This window comes from Rhizobium sp. NLR8a, assembly GCF_019685235.1.
In the GTDB taxonomy this organism is placed as follows: Bacteria; Pseudomonadota; Alphaproteobacteria; order Rhizobiales; family Rhizobiaceae; genus Rhizobium.
The window spans coordinates 50,798-65,495 of sequence record NZ_JABDWI010000002.1 but is presented as its reverse complement, the minus strand read 5'-3'; the positions used below and the strand labels follow the sequence as shown (position 1 = coordinate 65,495).

8 protein-coding genes are annotated in these 14,698 nt (G+C 63.5%); 5 read left to right on the top strand and 3 right to left on the bottom strand.

What is annotated here, in order from left to right; translation table 11 throughout:
- Positions 1-58: 58 nt before the first annotated feature.
- Positions 59-1,261, bottom strand: a complete 1,203-nt coding sequence (locus HJC04_RS03580) for a multidrug effflux MFS transporter (RefSeq protein WP_210632479.1) — start codon at positions 1,259-1,261, stop codon at positions 59-61.
- Between the two features lie 256 nt (positions 1,262-1,517).
- On the opposite strand from HJC04_RS03580, the gene HJC04_RS03575 reads away from it, so the two are divergent.
- A complete protein-coding gene (locus HJC04_RS03575; RefSeq protein ID WP_221144810.1) occupies positions 1,518-2,240 on the top strand; it encodes a TetR/AcrR family transcriptional regulator in 723 nt (240 codons plus the stop codon).
- Here HJC04_RS03575 and HJC04_RS03570 read toward each other — a convergent pair.
- Positions 2,233-2,673, bottom strand: a complete 441-nt coding sequence (locus tag HJC04_RS03570) for a response regulator (protein ID WP_210632477.1) — start codon at positions 2,671-2,673, stop codon at positions 2,233-2,235. The genes HJC04_RS03575 and HJC04_RS03570 overlap by 8 nt on opposite strands.
- 281 nt (positions 2,674-2,954) lie before the next feature.
- Here HJC04_RS03570 and HJC04_RS03565 point away from each other — a divergent pair, with 281 nt between their 5' ends.
- Entirely contained in the window at positions 2,955-3,494 is a 540-nt protein-coding gene (locus HJC04_RS03565) for a murein L,D-transpeptidase family protein (RefSeq protein ID WP_221145203.1), read from the top strand.
- Between the two features lie 50 nt (positions 3,495-3,544).
- Here HJC04_RS03565 and msrA read toward each other — a convergent pair whose 3' ends face one another.
- Entirely contained in the window at positions 3,545-4,249 is a 705-nt protein-coding gene (gene msrA, locus HJC04_RS03560) for a peptide-methionine (S)-S-oxide reductase MsrA (protein ID WP_221144809.1), read from the bottom strand.
- Between the two features lie 199 nt (positions 4,250-4,448).
- On the opposite strand from msrA, the gene HJC04_RS03555 reads away from it, so the two are divergent.
- Genes HJC04_RS03555 through treY form a run of 3 tightly spaced genes read left to right on the top strand, consistent with a single transcriptional unit; the run spans position 4,449 to position 14,668 of the window.
- Entirely contained in the window at positions 4,449-9,917 is a 5,469-nt protein-coding gene (locus HJC04_RS03555; RefSeq protein ID WP_221144807.1) for an alpha-2-macroglobulin family protein, read from the top strand.
- On the top strand, positions 9,917-11,998 hold the full coding sequence (gene pbpC / locus HJC04_RS03550) for a penicillin-binding protein 1C (protein WP_221144798.1): 2,082 nt from the start codon (positions 9,917-9,919) through the stop codon (positions 11,996-11,998). The genes HJC04_RS03555 and pbpC overlap by 1 nt, the downstream gene beginning before the upstream one ends.
- Positions 11,999-12,058: 60 nt before the next feature.
- The gene (treY, locus tag HJC04_RS03545) at positions 12,059-14,668 is read left to right on the top strand and encodes a malto-oligosyltrehalose synthase (RefSeq protein WP_221144796.1); all 2,610 of its coding nucleotides are present in this window, start codon (positions 12,059-12,061) and stop codon (positions 14,666-14,668) included.
- The last annotated feature ends 30 nt before the right edge of the window (positions 14,669-14,698 follow it).

The window sequence follows — 14,698 nt, the reverse complement described above, 5'->3', positions numbered from 1 at the left end:
TGGGCATTGTAGAAAGATGGCATGGCCGCACTCGTTGCCGGGTGCGGCCTGTTTCCGGCTATTCGGCGGCGGCGGCGGCGGCGACGCGGCGACCGATCGTCGCCTGGGTCAGCACGAAGGCCGAGAAGGCACAAAGCGCGATGCCCGCGGCCATTGGAACGGCGGTGCCATCGAAGAACAGGCTCGATACAACCATGGCGACGGCGGCAATCACGAAATGCAGCGTGCCCATCAGCGACGAGGCGGTGCCGGCGATCGCGCCGTGATCTTCAAGGGCAAGCACCGCGCTCGTTGGAATGACGAGGCCGAGGAAGCCGTAGCCGATGAACAGGAAGGTCGCCATAACAGGCAGCTGGTTGAAGCCTGAAGCCATCACCACCGCCATGACGATCATGGCCAGCGCAAAGGCGCTGACGGCAATCCGCATGACGCGCACCAGACCGAACCGCTCCCCGAGCCAGCCCGTCGCCTGCGATACCGCGAAGAAGGATACGGCATTGATCGAGAAGGCGAAGCTGTATTCGGTCGGCGTGAGCCCGTAATGCTGGATCAGCACGAAAGGAGAGTTGGCGAGATAGACGAGGAAGCTCGAAATGCCGAGGCCGCCGATGAAAGTCAGCGTCAGGAAATTGCGGTCGGCGAGCAGCAGACGATAGGCCTTCATGGCGCTGCCGAGGCCGCTGCCGTTGCGCTCCTCGGCCGGGCGGGTTTCCTCGAGCTGGGTGGAAAGCAGGACAAGGCCGATCACCGCGGCGCCGGTCACGGCCCAGAATACGCCGCGCCAGCCGGAGAGCTCGATGACGGCGCTGCCCGTCAGCGGCGCCAGGATCGGCGAGATCGAGAAGACCAGCATCAGCAGCGACATCAGCCGCGCGGCCTGGACGCCGGTATGCATGTCGCGGACGATGGCCCGGGGAATGACCATGCCGGCGGCACCGCCGATGCCCTGGACGAAACGGAAGGCGATCAGCGTTTCGATATCGGTCGCAAATGCGCAACCGATCGACGCGACGGCGAAGAGGCCGATACCGAGATAGAGCGGCAGCTTGCGGCCCCACATGTCCGACAGCGGCCCGTAGACGAGCTGCGCAAGCGCAAAGGAGATAAAGAAAGCGAGCAGGGTCAGTTGCGTGACGCTGTTGTCGGCATGCAGGTCCTGGCCGATGGAGGGCAGCGCAGGCAGATACATGTCGATGGCAAAGGGACCGATGGCCGACAACAGGCCGAGAATGAGGGCAATGCGAAAGAAGGAAGCCGTCATAATGGTGATCTTTCGTAAAAGCGCAGCGGATGCGCCGGATCGTCGCTCCGCACTCTTTGGAATCGACGCATCGTGCTCTCCGAAAATCAGTCCGATTTTCGCGCCGATGCGCTGGGTTCAATGATGATCGTTCGCGCGAAGACGAAGTTGGGAGCTCATATCTCCAGCGGCGGAACCAAGAGTGTCAATAAATTTGGACACGCCTGTAAAATTAGACGCCATTGTCTAAACCGTCAAGACATCTTATCTTCGCTCCATGAAAGACAGCATGACACCGGCAGACCGGATGGCGGGGCACACGCAGCGTGGACAATGCGCCAAGCGTATGTCGATCCTCGACGCCGCCGCCGATGTCTTCTGCCGCCAGGGTTTTTCAGCCGCCAGCATCGACGAGATCGCCGCCGTCGCCTGTGTCTCCCGCCAGACGATCTACAATCATTATCGTGAAAAGGAGACACTGTTCGTCGCCGTCGTCGAGGACGTCATGAACCGCGCCAATGCCATGCTCTTCTCCGTGCTGTCGACCTTTCCTGACAGCGCCGACAATCTGGAGGACGGTCTGACGGCATTTGCCGTGCGCCTCAATAAAAACTGCATCTGCAATCATGATGGAAAATTCCTGCGCAAACTGGTGCAGACGGAGGGCGAGCGATATCCGCACCTCTTCGAAAGCTGGCGCCAGCAGGGGCCGGGCAAACTGACCACCGCGCTTTCCGCGCTTCTCGCCCGCCTTGCCCACAGTCAAGCGCTTGCTATCGATGATTACGACGTCGCCGCCCGGCAGTTCGTGGCGCTCGCCAATGCCGACCTGCAGATGATGACGCTGTTCGGCGGCACACCCACCAATGAAGACCTGGAAAAGGCGGCGCGCAATGCCGTGCGCACCTTTCTGAAGGCCTATGGCTGCCCGAAGGCCGAAAAGGCCGGCGGAGAGCCGCAGCTTGCGGCCATGTCCGGATCACCCCTTGCGATCATGTAAAAACAGTCATCTGCGCCGGCACGACCGCAAACATGCCCACGCGGCGCGCGGCAAGATATGTCACCAGCTGTTCGACAAGCGAAGGCACGACCGGCTTCTGGACGACGCCGACCGCTCCCTTGACGCCGCCGGCGACGATCTCGGGATTGCCGGTCATGAAGACGACGGCGATCCCATGCTCTTCCGCCAGCCGCCTGCCGAGCTCAGGCCCGGTCGGGCCATCGGCGAGATTGACGTCGACGAAGGCGATATCGGCGGACGGCGCCAGCCGCAGCGCCTGTTCGCGGTCATTCGCAAGGCCCGCGACCTGCATGCCAATGCCTTCCACGGTCGCGCCGAGATCAAGCGCGATGAGGAATTCATCTTCGACGATCAATACTCTCTGCTTCATGAGATCATCTCGTTGGCAGCGCCGCACGACGTTGGTGGCCATGATTCGTCCTCTTGTTACGCACATACTTCGAAAGAAGGAGCCGCTCGGCAGTCTTCCCTGCCCGAAACTCATTGTCGTAACGGGAAACCTGACGATATGTTCCGGGGTGAAACGCGATTTTTGCCGCTTAACGCATTGTTAACGTTGACAAATCCTTAACACGACGCCGGCAAGGCAAAAACCTGCCGCTCAATCACCTTGAATCAACCGCCTACTTCTGGATGAGAGCGGGCAATGATACGATCGGATTATTCCATCGGGCTCGGCGATTGAGGATCACGTTGCGAACTAAATTTGTTGTCCTGGTCATCGTGGCCGTCAGCCTGTTTGCCTATACCAAAGTGATGGCCAGGATCGGCTCGGGCCTGCCGCCCGCGGATGCACCGCCGGAGCAACGCGCCGACCTCATTCGCGTTTACAAGTCCGAACGCCGCATGGTCCTTTTCAGAGGCGACGCTGCGATCTCGACCTATCAGATTTCACTTGGAAGTGCTGCCGATGCAGGCCCCAAGCAGCGCGAAGGCGACGAGAAAACACCGGAAGGGCGTTATGAAATAGACTGGCGCAATCCAAAATCCGTGGCCCATCTCAGCCTGCACATTTCCTATCCGAATCCGAAAGAGCAACATGAGGCTGAAGTGAACGGCTATCGGCCCGGCGGCAGCATCATGATCCACGGGCTGCCGAATGGCTGGGGCCTGCTCGGAGGGATGCATCGCCTGTGGGATTGGACGGATGGCTGTATAGCGGTCACCGATAGGGAGATGCGGGAAATTTGGGCCCGCGTTCCCGATCATACGCCCATCGACATCATGCCTTGAGCGACTGCGATCCGTACCGGGATCAACCGCCGAAACTGAGCAGGCTCAATTCAGCCCTTGGTCTTCCCGACGAGCACCGGCTGGCTGCGGTAGTCGGCGGGAAACAGCGCCTTCAAATTCTCGATCTTCGGCAGGTCGTTGTAGACGATATAGGGGTAGGTCGGATTGCGCGTCAGGAAATCCTGGTGATAGGCCTCGGCGGGATAGAAGCCGGCGGCATCGGACACCTTGGTGACGATCGGCTTCGGGAAGACATGGGCCTTGTCGAGCTGATCGATGTAGCGCTCGGCCACCTCTCGCTGCCCGGTGGCGGTGACGAACAGCACCGAGCGGTACTGGGTGCCGCGGTCCGGTCCCTGAAAATTCAGCTGCGTCGGGTTGTGCGCCACGGAGAAGAAGATCTGCAGCAACCTGCCGTAGGTCACCTTTTTCGGGTCGAACCTGACCTCGACGGCTTCGGCGTGGCCGGTCGAGCCGGTGCTGACCGTTTCGTATTGCGCCGTTTCAGCCTCGCCGCCGGCATAACCGGAGACGGCGCTCTCGATCCCATTCACATGCTGGAAGACACCCTGAACGCCCCAGAAACAGCCGCCGGCAAAAATGGCGGTCTCGGTGCTCGACCTGACGGCTTCGTCCATGGCCGGCGGCGGAATGACGACCGCTTTCTCGGCGGCGCCTGCTATGCCCGTGTCGAGCAAGACAGCAGTGGCGGCAAGGAGCACGGCAAGGCTCCAGCGGTTGGAAGACATGGACATGTGCGCTACCTCCTGGCGGTCGCTCAAATCCTTGCTCATCCTTGCCAAAGCGGCAAATCACAAGCCGTTCACTCACGCCGATGTGACAACTAAATGAAAGCGTGTGTTTGAAGGCGAAACAGCGCCCAAGTTGAGTTGACAATCTCATGAGGAGTGAGGAGAGTGCCGCCGGTCTGAGCCAGCATTCCGGGGGGAACCTATGTCCGTGCGCTCGTTCTTTGCTTTCGCCACCATCGCATTTTTTTCCGCGATCGCCATCGGCCTTCCAGCCGCCGCTGCGGAGACCAAGCGTGACATCCAGACGATCAAGGATGCCGATTTCTTCGGCTTCGATCTTCGCACCGAGCAGAACGTCTCGCTCGACCAGTGCAAGACCTCCTGCATCGGCGATAAGAGCTGCAAGGCCTTCACCTACAATCCCAAGGTGAAATGGTGCTTCCTGAAATCCGATTTCAAGACGATGAACGCCTTCCCCGGCGCCATCGCCGGCAAGATCGTCGAGACGGCAGCCCAGAAGGAACCGGATATCGGCGCCGCGCCGCGCCCGACCTTCCTAACCAACGACCTCATTCAGCAGGCCCACGACTTCAAGGACAATCTTGCCCTGACAGACGGCCAGCAGGGCCAGGGCGCCGACAGCCTGACGGCCAATGCCCGTCTCGACATGACGGCCAACAACCTGACGGACGCGCTGATCGCGTTCCACGGCGCGCTGTCGCTCACGCCCGATGATGCCGATCTCTGGCTCGAAACTGCCCGCGCCGCAATTTCCTTCGGCAGCACGGAAAGCAGCGTCACCGGTCAGGCCGTGGTCGACGCGCTGAACGGCTACGAGCTGACCCGCACCAAGGCCAAGCGCGCCGAGGCGCTCGCCGTGCTGGCCACCGCTCTCGAACGAAACGCCAATTACCGCCCGGCGCTCGACGCCTACAAGGCGAGCTTGGCGCTGGTTGCCTCCGACGAGGTGCAGACCGCCTACCTGCAGCTCAAATCGACGCAGGGCTTCCGCATCACCGAACACACGGTCGACGCCGACAGCGCCACGCCGCGGGCCTGTGCCACCTTCTCGGAGGCGCTGATCAAGACCACCGACTATACGCCCTTCGTGACGCTGAACGGCGAGGCGCCAAAGGCGGTCGAGACCAAGGATAAACAGATCTGCGTCGAGGGCCTGACGCACGGCCAGACCTACAAGATCGCCTTCCGCACCGGCCTGCCGTCATCGGTCGACGAGACGCTCGACGCGCCTGTTTCCATCGACGTCTATATCAAGGACCGCAGCCAGATGGTGCGCTTCACCGGCGACAGCTTCGTGTTGCCCTCGACAGCGCGCCGCGGCATCCCGATCGTTTCGGTCAACCTGACCTCGGCCAACCTCAAACTCTACCGCATCGGCGACCGCGCCATCGCGCCGCTCTTGACCAACTCGCAGTTCCTGACCCAGCTCGACGGCTACAGCGCCCAGAACATCGAGGAACAGAGCGGCGAGCTGGTCTGGCAGGGGTCGATCGACATCGCCAACGAGCTCAACAAGGACATCATCACCAGCTTCCCCGTCGACGAGGCGCTGCCCGAACGCAAGCCCGGCATCTACGTGATGACGGCGACGGCGCCGAATGCGCCGGCGCAGGAGTGGGATTCGCAGGCGACGCAATGGTTCCTCGTCTCCGACATCGGCGTCAGCACCTATGCCGGCACCGACGGGCTCAACGTCTTCACCCGTTCGCTTGCCTCGGCAAAGCCGATATCAGGCGTCGAATTGCAGCTGCTTGCCAAGAACAACGAGGTGCTCGGCACGGCGACGACCGACGAAAACGGCCGCGCCACCTTCACCGCCGGCCTGATCCGCGGAACGGCGGCGCTGACGCCCGCCGTCATCGCCGCAAGGAACGGCACGGCGGACTATGTGTTCCTCGACATGACGCGGGCCGGCTTCGATCTCTCCGACCGCGGTGTTACCGGCCGCGCCTCACCCGGCGCGATCGACGTGCTGACCTTTACCGAACGCGGCATCTACCGCGCCGGCGAAACCGTCCATGCTCAGGCGCTTGCCCGCGACACCGACGGCAATGCCATCGAGAATCTGCCGCTGACTTTCATCTTCAGCCGGCCGGATGGCGTCGAAGACCGCCGGATCGTCAGCCAGACCAGCAATCTCGGCGGTTATTCCGTCGATTTCGCCACCCAGGCAAACGCCATGCGTGGCACCTGGACGATGAACATCTTCACCGACCCGAAGGGCAGCGCGATCGCCAGCAAGAGTTTCCTCGTCGACGATTTCGTGCCCGATCGCACCGACATGGAGATCAAGACCGAGGCCACGGAGATCGGCCCGGATACGCCGGCGAACATCACCATCTCAGGCAAATATCTCTATGGCGCCCCGGCCGTCGGCCTGACGCTCGAGGGCGATGTTGTCGTCAAGCCGACGCGTGAGAGCGCCGCCTATAAGGGCTTCCTCTTCGGGCTTGCCGACGAGGAGGCGAACGAGGATTCGCGTCTGCCGATCGAGGGGCTGCCCGAACTCGACGAAAACGGCGAAGCTTCGACGGACCTCACCGTCGGCGACCTGCCGGCAACGACGCAGCTGCTCAACGCCACCATTTATATGCGCATGCAGGAAGCGGGCGGTCGCGCCATCGAGCGCTCGCTTGTCCTTCCCGTGAAGAACGATCGCGCTTCGATCGGCATCAAGCCGGAATTTTCCGACGAGCTGCCCGAGAATTCCATCGCCAACTTCACGGTGATCGGCGTCAATGCCGAGGGGCAGAAGCAGGAGGCGAAGAGCCTGCGCTGGAAATTCTACAGCCTCAACCGCGAGTACCAATGGTATCGCGAGGGGACCGCCTGGAAATACGAGCCGGTCTATACCGCCGAGCAGATTTCCAACGGCAGCGTCGACGCGACGATGGATGGCGGCAAGATTTCCGTGCCGGTGACCTGGGGCCGCTACCGCCTCGAAGTGGAAAGCCCTGATGCCGACGGCCCGACCTCCAGCGTCGAATTCGACGCCGGCTGGTTCGTCGCCTCGACGTCGACCGAAACGCCGGACGGCCTGGAAATCGCCCTCGACAAGGACAGCTACAAGATCGGCGAAACCGCCAAGCTGAAAATCACGTCGCGCTACGGCGGCGAACTGATGGTGACGGCCGGAACCGAAAAGCTCGTCGGCGTGGAGAACGCCACGATCGGCGAGACCGGCGGCGAGATCGACATCCCGGTCACCGCGGACCTGGGCGCCGGCGCCTATGTCACGGCAACGCTCTTCCGCCCCGGCGCCGCGCAGGACAGCCACATGCCGATGCGATCGATCGGCATCAAGTGGCTGAAGGTCGATCCCGAGCAGCGCGCGCTGCAGGTCAAGCTCGACACACCAGAAAAGATGCTGCCGCGCGGACCGCTTGAGATCGGCCTGCAGGTGACCGGCGCCGGCGCCAACGAGGATGCCTACGTGACGGTTGCCGCCGTCGATGTCGGTATTCTCAACCTGACGCGCTATGAACCGCCGAATCCGGAAGACTGGTATTTCGGCCAGCGTCAGCTCGGTCTCGAGATCCGCGACCTCTACGGCCGGCTGATCGACGGCTCCCTGGGCGCGACCGGTAAGCTCAGGACCGGCGGCGACGGCGGCGCCATTGCGCTGCAGGCAAGCCCGCCGACGCAGAAGCTCGTCGCTTTCTTCTCCGGTCCGGTCAAGCTCGATGCCGAGGGCAAGGCGAAGGTCTCCTTCGACATTCCGCAGTTCAACGGCACGGCGCGCGTCATGGCGGTCGCCTGGTCGAAGACGGGTGTCGGCCACGGCGTCAAGGACGTCATCATCCGCGATCCCGTCGTCGTGACGGCGAGCCTGCCGAAATTCCTCGCACCCGGCGACAAGGCCAATCTGCGCCTCGACATCGCCAATACCGATGCGCCGGCCGGTGACTACAAGCTGCAGCTGACCGGCAATGATGCGGTCGGCATCGAGCAGGCTTCAGCCTCGCAAACAATCCGCCTCGAAGCGGGCGCGAAATCCGAACTGACGCTTTCGCTCATCGGCAAACAGCCGGGCGCCGGCAGCGTCTCGATCAACCTGTCCGACGCCTCCGGCATCTCGCTCGACCAGGTCATCGATGTGCCGGTCCGTCCGGCATCCTTGCCGATCACCCAACGCAGGGTGCTGGCGCTGAAGCCGGGGGCCAAGCTGACGGTGGACAAGAACCTGTTGGCCGACAGCGTGCTGCCCGGCGCCTCAATCAGCGTCAACGTCACCCGTTCGGCGGCCTTCGACATTCCGGCGCTGCTGATGACCCTCGACCGCTACCCCTTCGGATGCGCCGAGCAGACGACCAGCCGGGCGCTGCCGCTGCTCTATTTCGCCGAAGTGGCGAAGCAGGCCGGCATCGAAAACGACGAGGACGTGCACAAGCGCGTGCAGGACGCGATCTATCGCGTGCTTTCCTACCAGGCCTCGGCCGGCAGCTTCGGCCTCTGGGGACCGGATTCCGGTGATGTCTGGCTCGATTCCTACGTCACCGATTTCCTGACGCGGGCCCGCGAAATGAAATATGACGTGCCGGAAAAGGCCTTCGTGCAGGCGCTCGAAAATCTGCAGAACACGCTGTCCTATACCACCGACATCAACGGCCAGGGCGACCAGATCGCCTATGCCATCTATGTTCTTGCCCGCAACAAGAAGGCCGCGATCAGCGATCTGCGCTATTATGCCGATACGATGATCAACCAGTTCCCGACGCCGCTCGCCAAGGCGCATATCGCCGCCGCTCTGGCGCTCTATGGTGACGCCCAGCGTTCGAAGAACATTTTCATCGACGCGCTGCAGATGTCGCAGCAATCGATGGTGTCGCGCGTCAATCTCTCGCGCACCGACTACGGCACTATACTGCGCGATGGTGCGGCGATCCTGGCGCTCGCCGCCGAAAGCCGGCCGGTGCCGCCTGTCATCCCAGATCTCGCCAAGTCCGTCGCCAAGGAATGGGGCCGCAGCAAATACAAGAGCACTCAGGAAGAAGCCTGGATGCTGCTTGCCGCGCGCGCCCTCCAGGGCGGTGACGACGGTCTGAAGATCGATGTCAATGGCGCGGCGCATAGCGGCGCCTATATGGCGCGCATGACCGGCGATGCGCTCGCCGGTCACCCGCTGACGCTGACCAACCAGACGAACGACTCCGTCTCGGCTGTCGTCACCACCGTTGCCGCTCCCACCGTGCCGCTGCCAGCCGGTGGCGACGGCTTCCTCATCGAGCGCAGCTATTACACGCTCGACGGCGAGCAGGCCAATGTCAGCGAGGCGAAGCAGAACGAGCGCTATGTGGTCGTCATCCATGTGCGCGAGACCAATGACTGGTCGTCGCGCATCGTCATTACCGACCTTCTGCCGGCCGGCTTCGAGATCGACAATCCGAACCTCGTCGACAGCGCCCAGATGACGAATTTCGATTGGATCGGCGAAATATCAGCCGCCCATACGGAATTCCGTTACGACCGCTTTGTCGCCGCCTTCAACCGCGCGCCCGGCGAGGAGCGTGAATTCAACGTCGCCTATGTCGTACGCGCCGTCACCCCCGGCACGTACGACCATCCGGCCGCAAGCGTCGAGGACATGTACCGGCCGGAGCTTTCGGCCCGCACGGCGACCGGCAAGATGGAGGTCATAGCAGCACAATAATGAGGCTGTGGCACAAGTTCGCGATCGGCTCCGCCGCCGGCATCCTTCTTGCCGGCGCGGCTCTCGTCGCGCTCGACGCGGCCGACCGGGCCTTTCCGCCGCCGCTCGACAAGGCAGCGGTGGTTTCACCCGAGGTGCTGGATGCCGATGGGCAGCTGTTGCGCGCCTTTGCGACGCCGGAGGGCCGTTGGCGGCTGAAGACTTTGGTCGCCGACGTCGATCCGCAATTCCTGCGCATGCTTGTTGCCTACGAGGATCAGCGTTTCTACGATCACGCCGGCATCGACGTCTGGGCGCTCGGGCGCGCCAGCCTGCAGTTCGTCCGCAACGGCCGCATCGTCTCCGGCGCCTCGACGCTTTCGATGCAGGTGGCCCGGCTGATCGAGCCGCGCGCGGAACGCTCGTTTTCGGCAAAACTTCGGCAGCTTGCACGCGCCGCGCAGATCGAACGGCGGCTGTCGAAGGAAGAGATCCTCGACCTTTATCTCACACATGCCCCCTATGGCGGCAACCTGGAAGGTGTACGCGCCGCAAGCCTTGCCTATTTCGGCAAGGAGCCGCGCCGCCTGACGGTGGCCGAGGCGGCGCTGCTGGTCGCCCTGCCGCAATTGCCGGAACGGCGGCGGCCGGACCGCGATCTCCAGGCCGCACAGGAGGCGCGCAAGCGCGTGCTCGACCGCGTCGCAGTGGCCGAGGCCGTCGGCGACGGTGAGGCGGAACGGGCCGAAGCTGTCGCCATTCCACCGCGACGCCTGCAATTGCCTGCCTTTGCCGCCCATCTCGGCGAAGCCGCATTGCGCAAGGAGCCTCTGGTCCTCAAGCACCAGACGACGTTGAAGAAGCAGGTGCAGCAGGGGCTGGAATCCGTTGCTCGCGCCGCGGCGATGAAACTCGGGCCGAAGCTTTCGCTCGCCATGGTAATGGCGGACGCGCAGACCGGCGCGATCGTCGGCGAGGTCGGCTCGGCCGATTATTTCGACGCCAGCCGCTCCGGCTGGATCGACATGACCCGCGTCAACCGCTCGCCCGGTTCGACGCTGAAGCCTTTCATCTACGGGCTCGCCTTTGAGCTGGGCCTCGTTTCCCAGGAGACGATCATCGAAGACCGGCCGGCCGATTTCTTCGGCTACCGGCCGCGCAATTTCGACATGAGCTATCAGGGCGACGTCACCGTGCGCGAGGCCTTGCAGCTCTCCTTGAACGTGCCGGCCGTCAAGCTGCTCGACGCCGTCGGGCCGTCGCGGCTCATGGTGCGCTTCCGCCGCGCCGGGGTGCGCCCGGTCCTGCCGCCGAACGAGACGCCGGGACTGGCGATCGGTCTCGGCGGCGTCGGCCTCACGCTGAAGGATCTGGTGCAGCTTTATACGGCGCTCGCCAATCGCGGCCAACCGGCAAGGCTTGGCGACGGCATCACCGGCACGCCGGGCAAAATCGACGGCGAACCGTTGCTGGAGCCGGTCGCCGTCTGGAACGTTGCCAATATTCTCTCCGGTGTCATTCCACCGGCCGGCGCACCGCAGCGCGGCATCGCCTATAAGACCGGCACCAGCTACGGCTATCGCGACGCCTGGTCGGTCGGCTATGACGGCCGGTATGTGCTCGGCGTCTGGGCCGGCCGGCCTGATAACAGCGCCGTGCCCGGTCTGACCGGCTATGGCACCGCCGCGCCGATCCTGTTCGAGGCCTTCGCCAAATCCGGCATCGCCACGACGCCCCTGCCCCGCCCGCCGGCAGGCGCCGTGCGCATCGCCCAGTCCGAATTGCCGATCAGCCAGCGGCGTTTTGCACTGAATGCCAGCGGCCTGCTCGTCGCCTCCGGCCGCGAGCCCGCGCCGCAGATCGTCTATCCGCCCGAGGGCGCCCATATCGATCTCGGCGCTGGAGCTGGCGATCTATCGCCGCTGATGCTGAAGCTGCAGGGCGGCCGCGCGCCCTTCCGCTGGCTCGCCAACGGTAAGCCCTTACCCGATCTCTCGCGCCGGCGCACCCAGCAATGGCTACCCGACGGCGGCGGCTATTCGAAACTGACCGTCATCGATTCAGCCGGACGCGCCGCAAGTGTGGGCGTTTTCATCGACTGAGGGAACCAAAGACCGGGCACAACCGTTGGAAAAGGTCTCCCTCCAACGTCAGACGGCCTCATGACTCTTCCGACAGCGACCTACCGGATACAGTTCCGCAACGGCATGACTTTCGATCGTGCCTGCGACCTCGTTCCCTACCTCAAGACGCTCGGCATCAGCCACCTCTACGCCTCGCCGATTTTCACCGCCGTCAACGGCTCGACTCACGGCTATGACGTCACCGACGCCAATGAGATCGATCCGGCGCTTGGGGGTCGCGCCGGGTTCGACCGGCTGACGGAAAGCCTCGCCTCGGCGGGCATGGGACTGGTTCTCGACATCGTTCCGAACCACATGGCCGCTTCGCCTGACAACGCCTGGTGGCGGGACGTGCTGGCCTTCGGCCCGCAGAGCGCCTATGCCAGCCATTTCGACATCGACTGGAGCGAACCGCTGACCCTGCCGCAGCTCGGCCAGGATTTCGAAGAGGCGCTGGCATCAGGCGAACTGCGCCTCGTGCTCGACGAGACGCACGGCAATTTCGCCTTGGCCTATTTTCAGACGCTGTTGCCGGTGAACCCGAGCAGCTACGGCGCGATCGCCAACCGGCTTGACGATCCGGTCGCAATGCGAATGGCCGAGGCCGCGGCCGCGACCTCAGGCGAGGACTTCGCCCGCGCGCTGCGCGACATCCTCTTCGAGGGAGGCGATCGGGCGGTCCTTCAGGAAAAACTCGAGGACGTCTCGTCCGATCGCGAATTCCTGAGGAGCCTGCATGACGAGCAGTATTGGCGGCTGATCCATTGGAAGGAAGCGGCGCGGCATCTGAGTTACCGCCGCTTTTTCGAGGTGACCGGACTGGTCGGCACCCGCGTCGAGGATCCCCATGTGTTCGACGACATGCACCGGCTGGTGCTCGAACTCGTGCGCCATGGCAAGGTGCAGGGCCTGCGCATCGACCATGTCGACGGGCTCGCCGAACCCAAGGCCTATCTCGACAGGCTGAGGGCAGCAGTCGGGACAGACACCTATATCGTCGTCGAAAAGATCCTCGGGGCGGGCGAGGTCCTGCCGGTGAGCTGGCCGGTCGCCGGCACCACCGGATATGAATTCATCGCCGCCCTCGGCGAGCTCCTCATCGACGCCGGCGGCCTGCGGATATTGGACGATGCCTATCGCAGCCTCGCCGGCGAAGCGGGCGATCTCGATGAGGGCCGCCGGCAGGCCAAGCGACAGATGGTCGAGCGCAATTTCGCCGGTGAGACCGGCAGGCTGGTAGCGATGGCGGCCGGCATCTTTCCCGAGATAAGCCGGGAAGAGATTGCCACCGCCATACGCGAGCTGCTGATCGCATTCCCCGTCTACCGCACCTATGGCGACGGTGGTCAGCTGAGCTGGCAGGATTCGGCCGTTCTTGCCGCAACCGCATCGCAAGTGATGGCGCGGCTCGACGACCGGCGCGCGCTCGACTACGTGCTGAAGCTTCTCGAAGGCAAGATCGAAGGCGATGCGGCACACGAATTCCGAATCCGCTTTCAACAGCTGAGCGGGCCGGTCATGGCGAAGGCGATGGAGGATACGCTGTTCTACCGCTATAACAGGCTGCTTGCCGCAAACGAGGTCGGCGGCGAACCGGGCAAGGCGCCCGAGGGCCCGGATGGCTTCCATCGTCGCATGGCCGAGCGGGCGCGGCTGCAGCCGCATGGGCTTTCGGCAAGCTCCACGCACGATACCAAACGTGGCGAGGATGCGCGCGCGCGGCTCTATGTCCTGAGCGAGGGTGCGGATGTGTTTGCCCAGGCGGTAGCGCGTTGGCGTGATATGAACCGGCCCTGGCTGAAGGATCTGCCAGATGGGGCGGCGCCGGAGCCCAATACCGAATGGATGCTGTATCAGGCGCTCGCCGGCGTCTGGCCGGAGGAATTCGACAGAGCACAGATGGAAAACCTTCGCGCCCGCTTTACCGATTACGCGGTCAAGGCGGTGCGCGAGGCGAAATTGCGCAGCGCCTGGACCGACCAGGAGGGCGCCTACGAGGAGGCGATCACAGTCTATGCGGCGGCGCTGGTGTTGCCGGACAATGACGCCTTCCTGGAAGATTTCGAAAGGGTGCTGCAGCCCTTTATTGCGGCCGGCTACGTCAACAGCCTGTCGCAGACATTGCTCAAGCTGACGGCGCCTGGCATTCCCGACATTTACCAGGGCGCGGAAGGTTTCGACTTCAGCCTTGTCGATCCGGACAATCGCCGGCCTGTCGATCACGCCAGCCTGACGGCCTGGCTGGATGAAGCCGGACCCATCGCCAAGCTCCAGGCGGCGGCCTTGAAGCAGCGCATCATCGCAATCGGCCTGCAGCTGCGCCAGCGGCATCCGGTTCTCTTTGCCGGGGGTGACTATCTGCCGTTGAAGACGACGGGCAGCCGCCGTGATCATGTGCTTGCTTTCGCCCGCGTGCACAACAGCGAATTCGCAATCACCGCCGCCCCGCGGCTGATGTTCGGCTGGCTCGATCCCGGCGTGCTTTTTGCCGGTCCGGAATTCTGGGAAGACACGGCGATCGCGGTCCCCTCCCCTCTCCATGGCTTGAAGGCGGATCTCGTGACGGGAAAAACGATCGAGCCGGGAGGCAGCATTTCGGTCGCCGCACTGCTCGGGAGCCAGCCGCTCGGGCTGATCAGTCCGATCTGAGCCTCGGGCGCGATTTGAGGATCGGGCGAC

Bases quoted from the DNA above. Each gene is read 5' to 3' on its own strand.
- treY (WP_221144796.1), top strand. From the start codon at position 12,059: ATGACTCTTCCGACAGCGACCTACCGGATACAGTTCCGCAACGGCATG.
- HJC04_RS03580 (WP_210632479.1), bottom strand. From the start codon at position 1,261: ATGACGGCTTCCTTCTTTCGCATTGCCCTCATTCTCGGCCTGTTGTCG.
- HJC04_RS03570 (WP_210632477.1), bottom strand. From the start codon at position 2,673: ATGGCCACCAACGTCGTGCGGCGCTGCCAACGAGATGATCTCATGAAG.
- msrA (WP_221144809.1), bottom strand. From the start codon at position 4,249: ATGTCCATGTCTTCCAACCGCTGGAGCCTTGCCGTGCTCCTTGCCGCC.
- HJC04_RS03575 (WP_221144810.1), top strand. From the start codon at position 1,518: ATGAAAGACAGCATGACACCGGCAGACCGGATGGCGGGGCACACGCAG.
- pbpC (WP_221144798.1), top strand. From the start codon at position 9,917: ATGAGGCTGTGGCACAAGTTCGCGATCGGCTCCGCCGCCGGCATCCTT.
- HJC04_RS03555 (WP_221144807.1), top strand. From the start codon at position 4,449: ATGTCCGTGCGCTCGTTCTTTGCTTTCGCCACCATCGCATTTTTTTCC.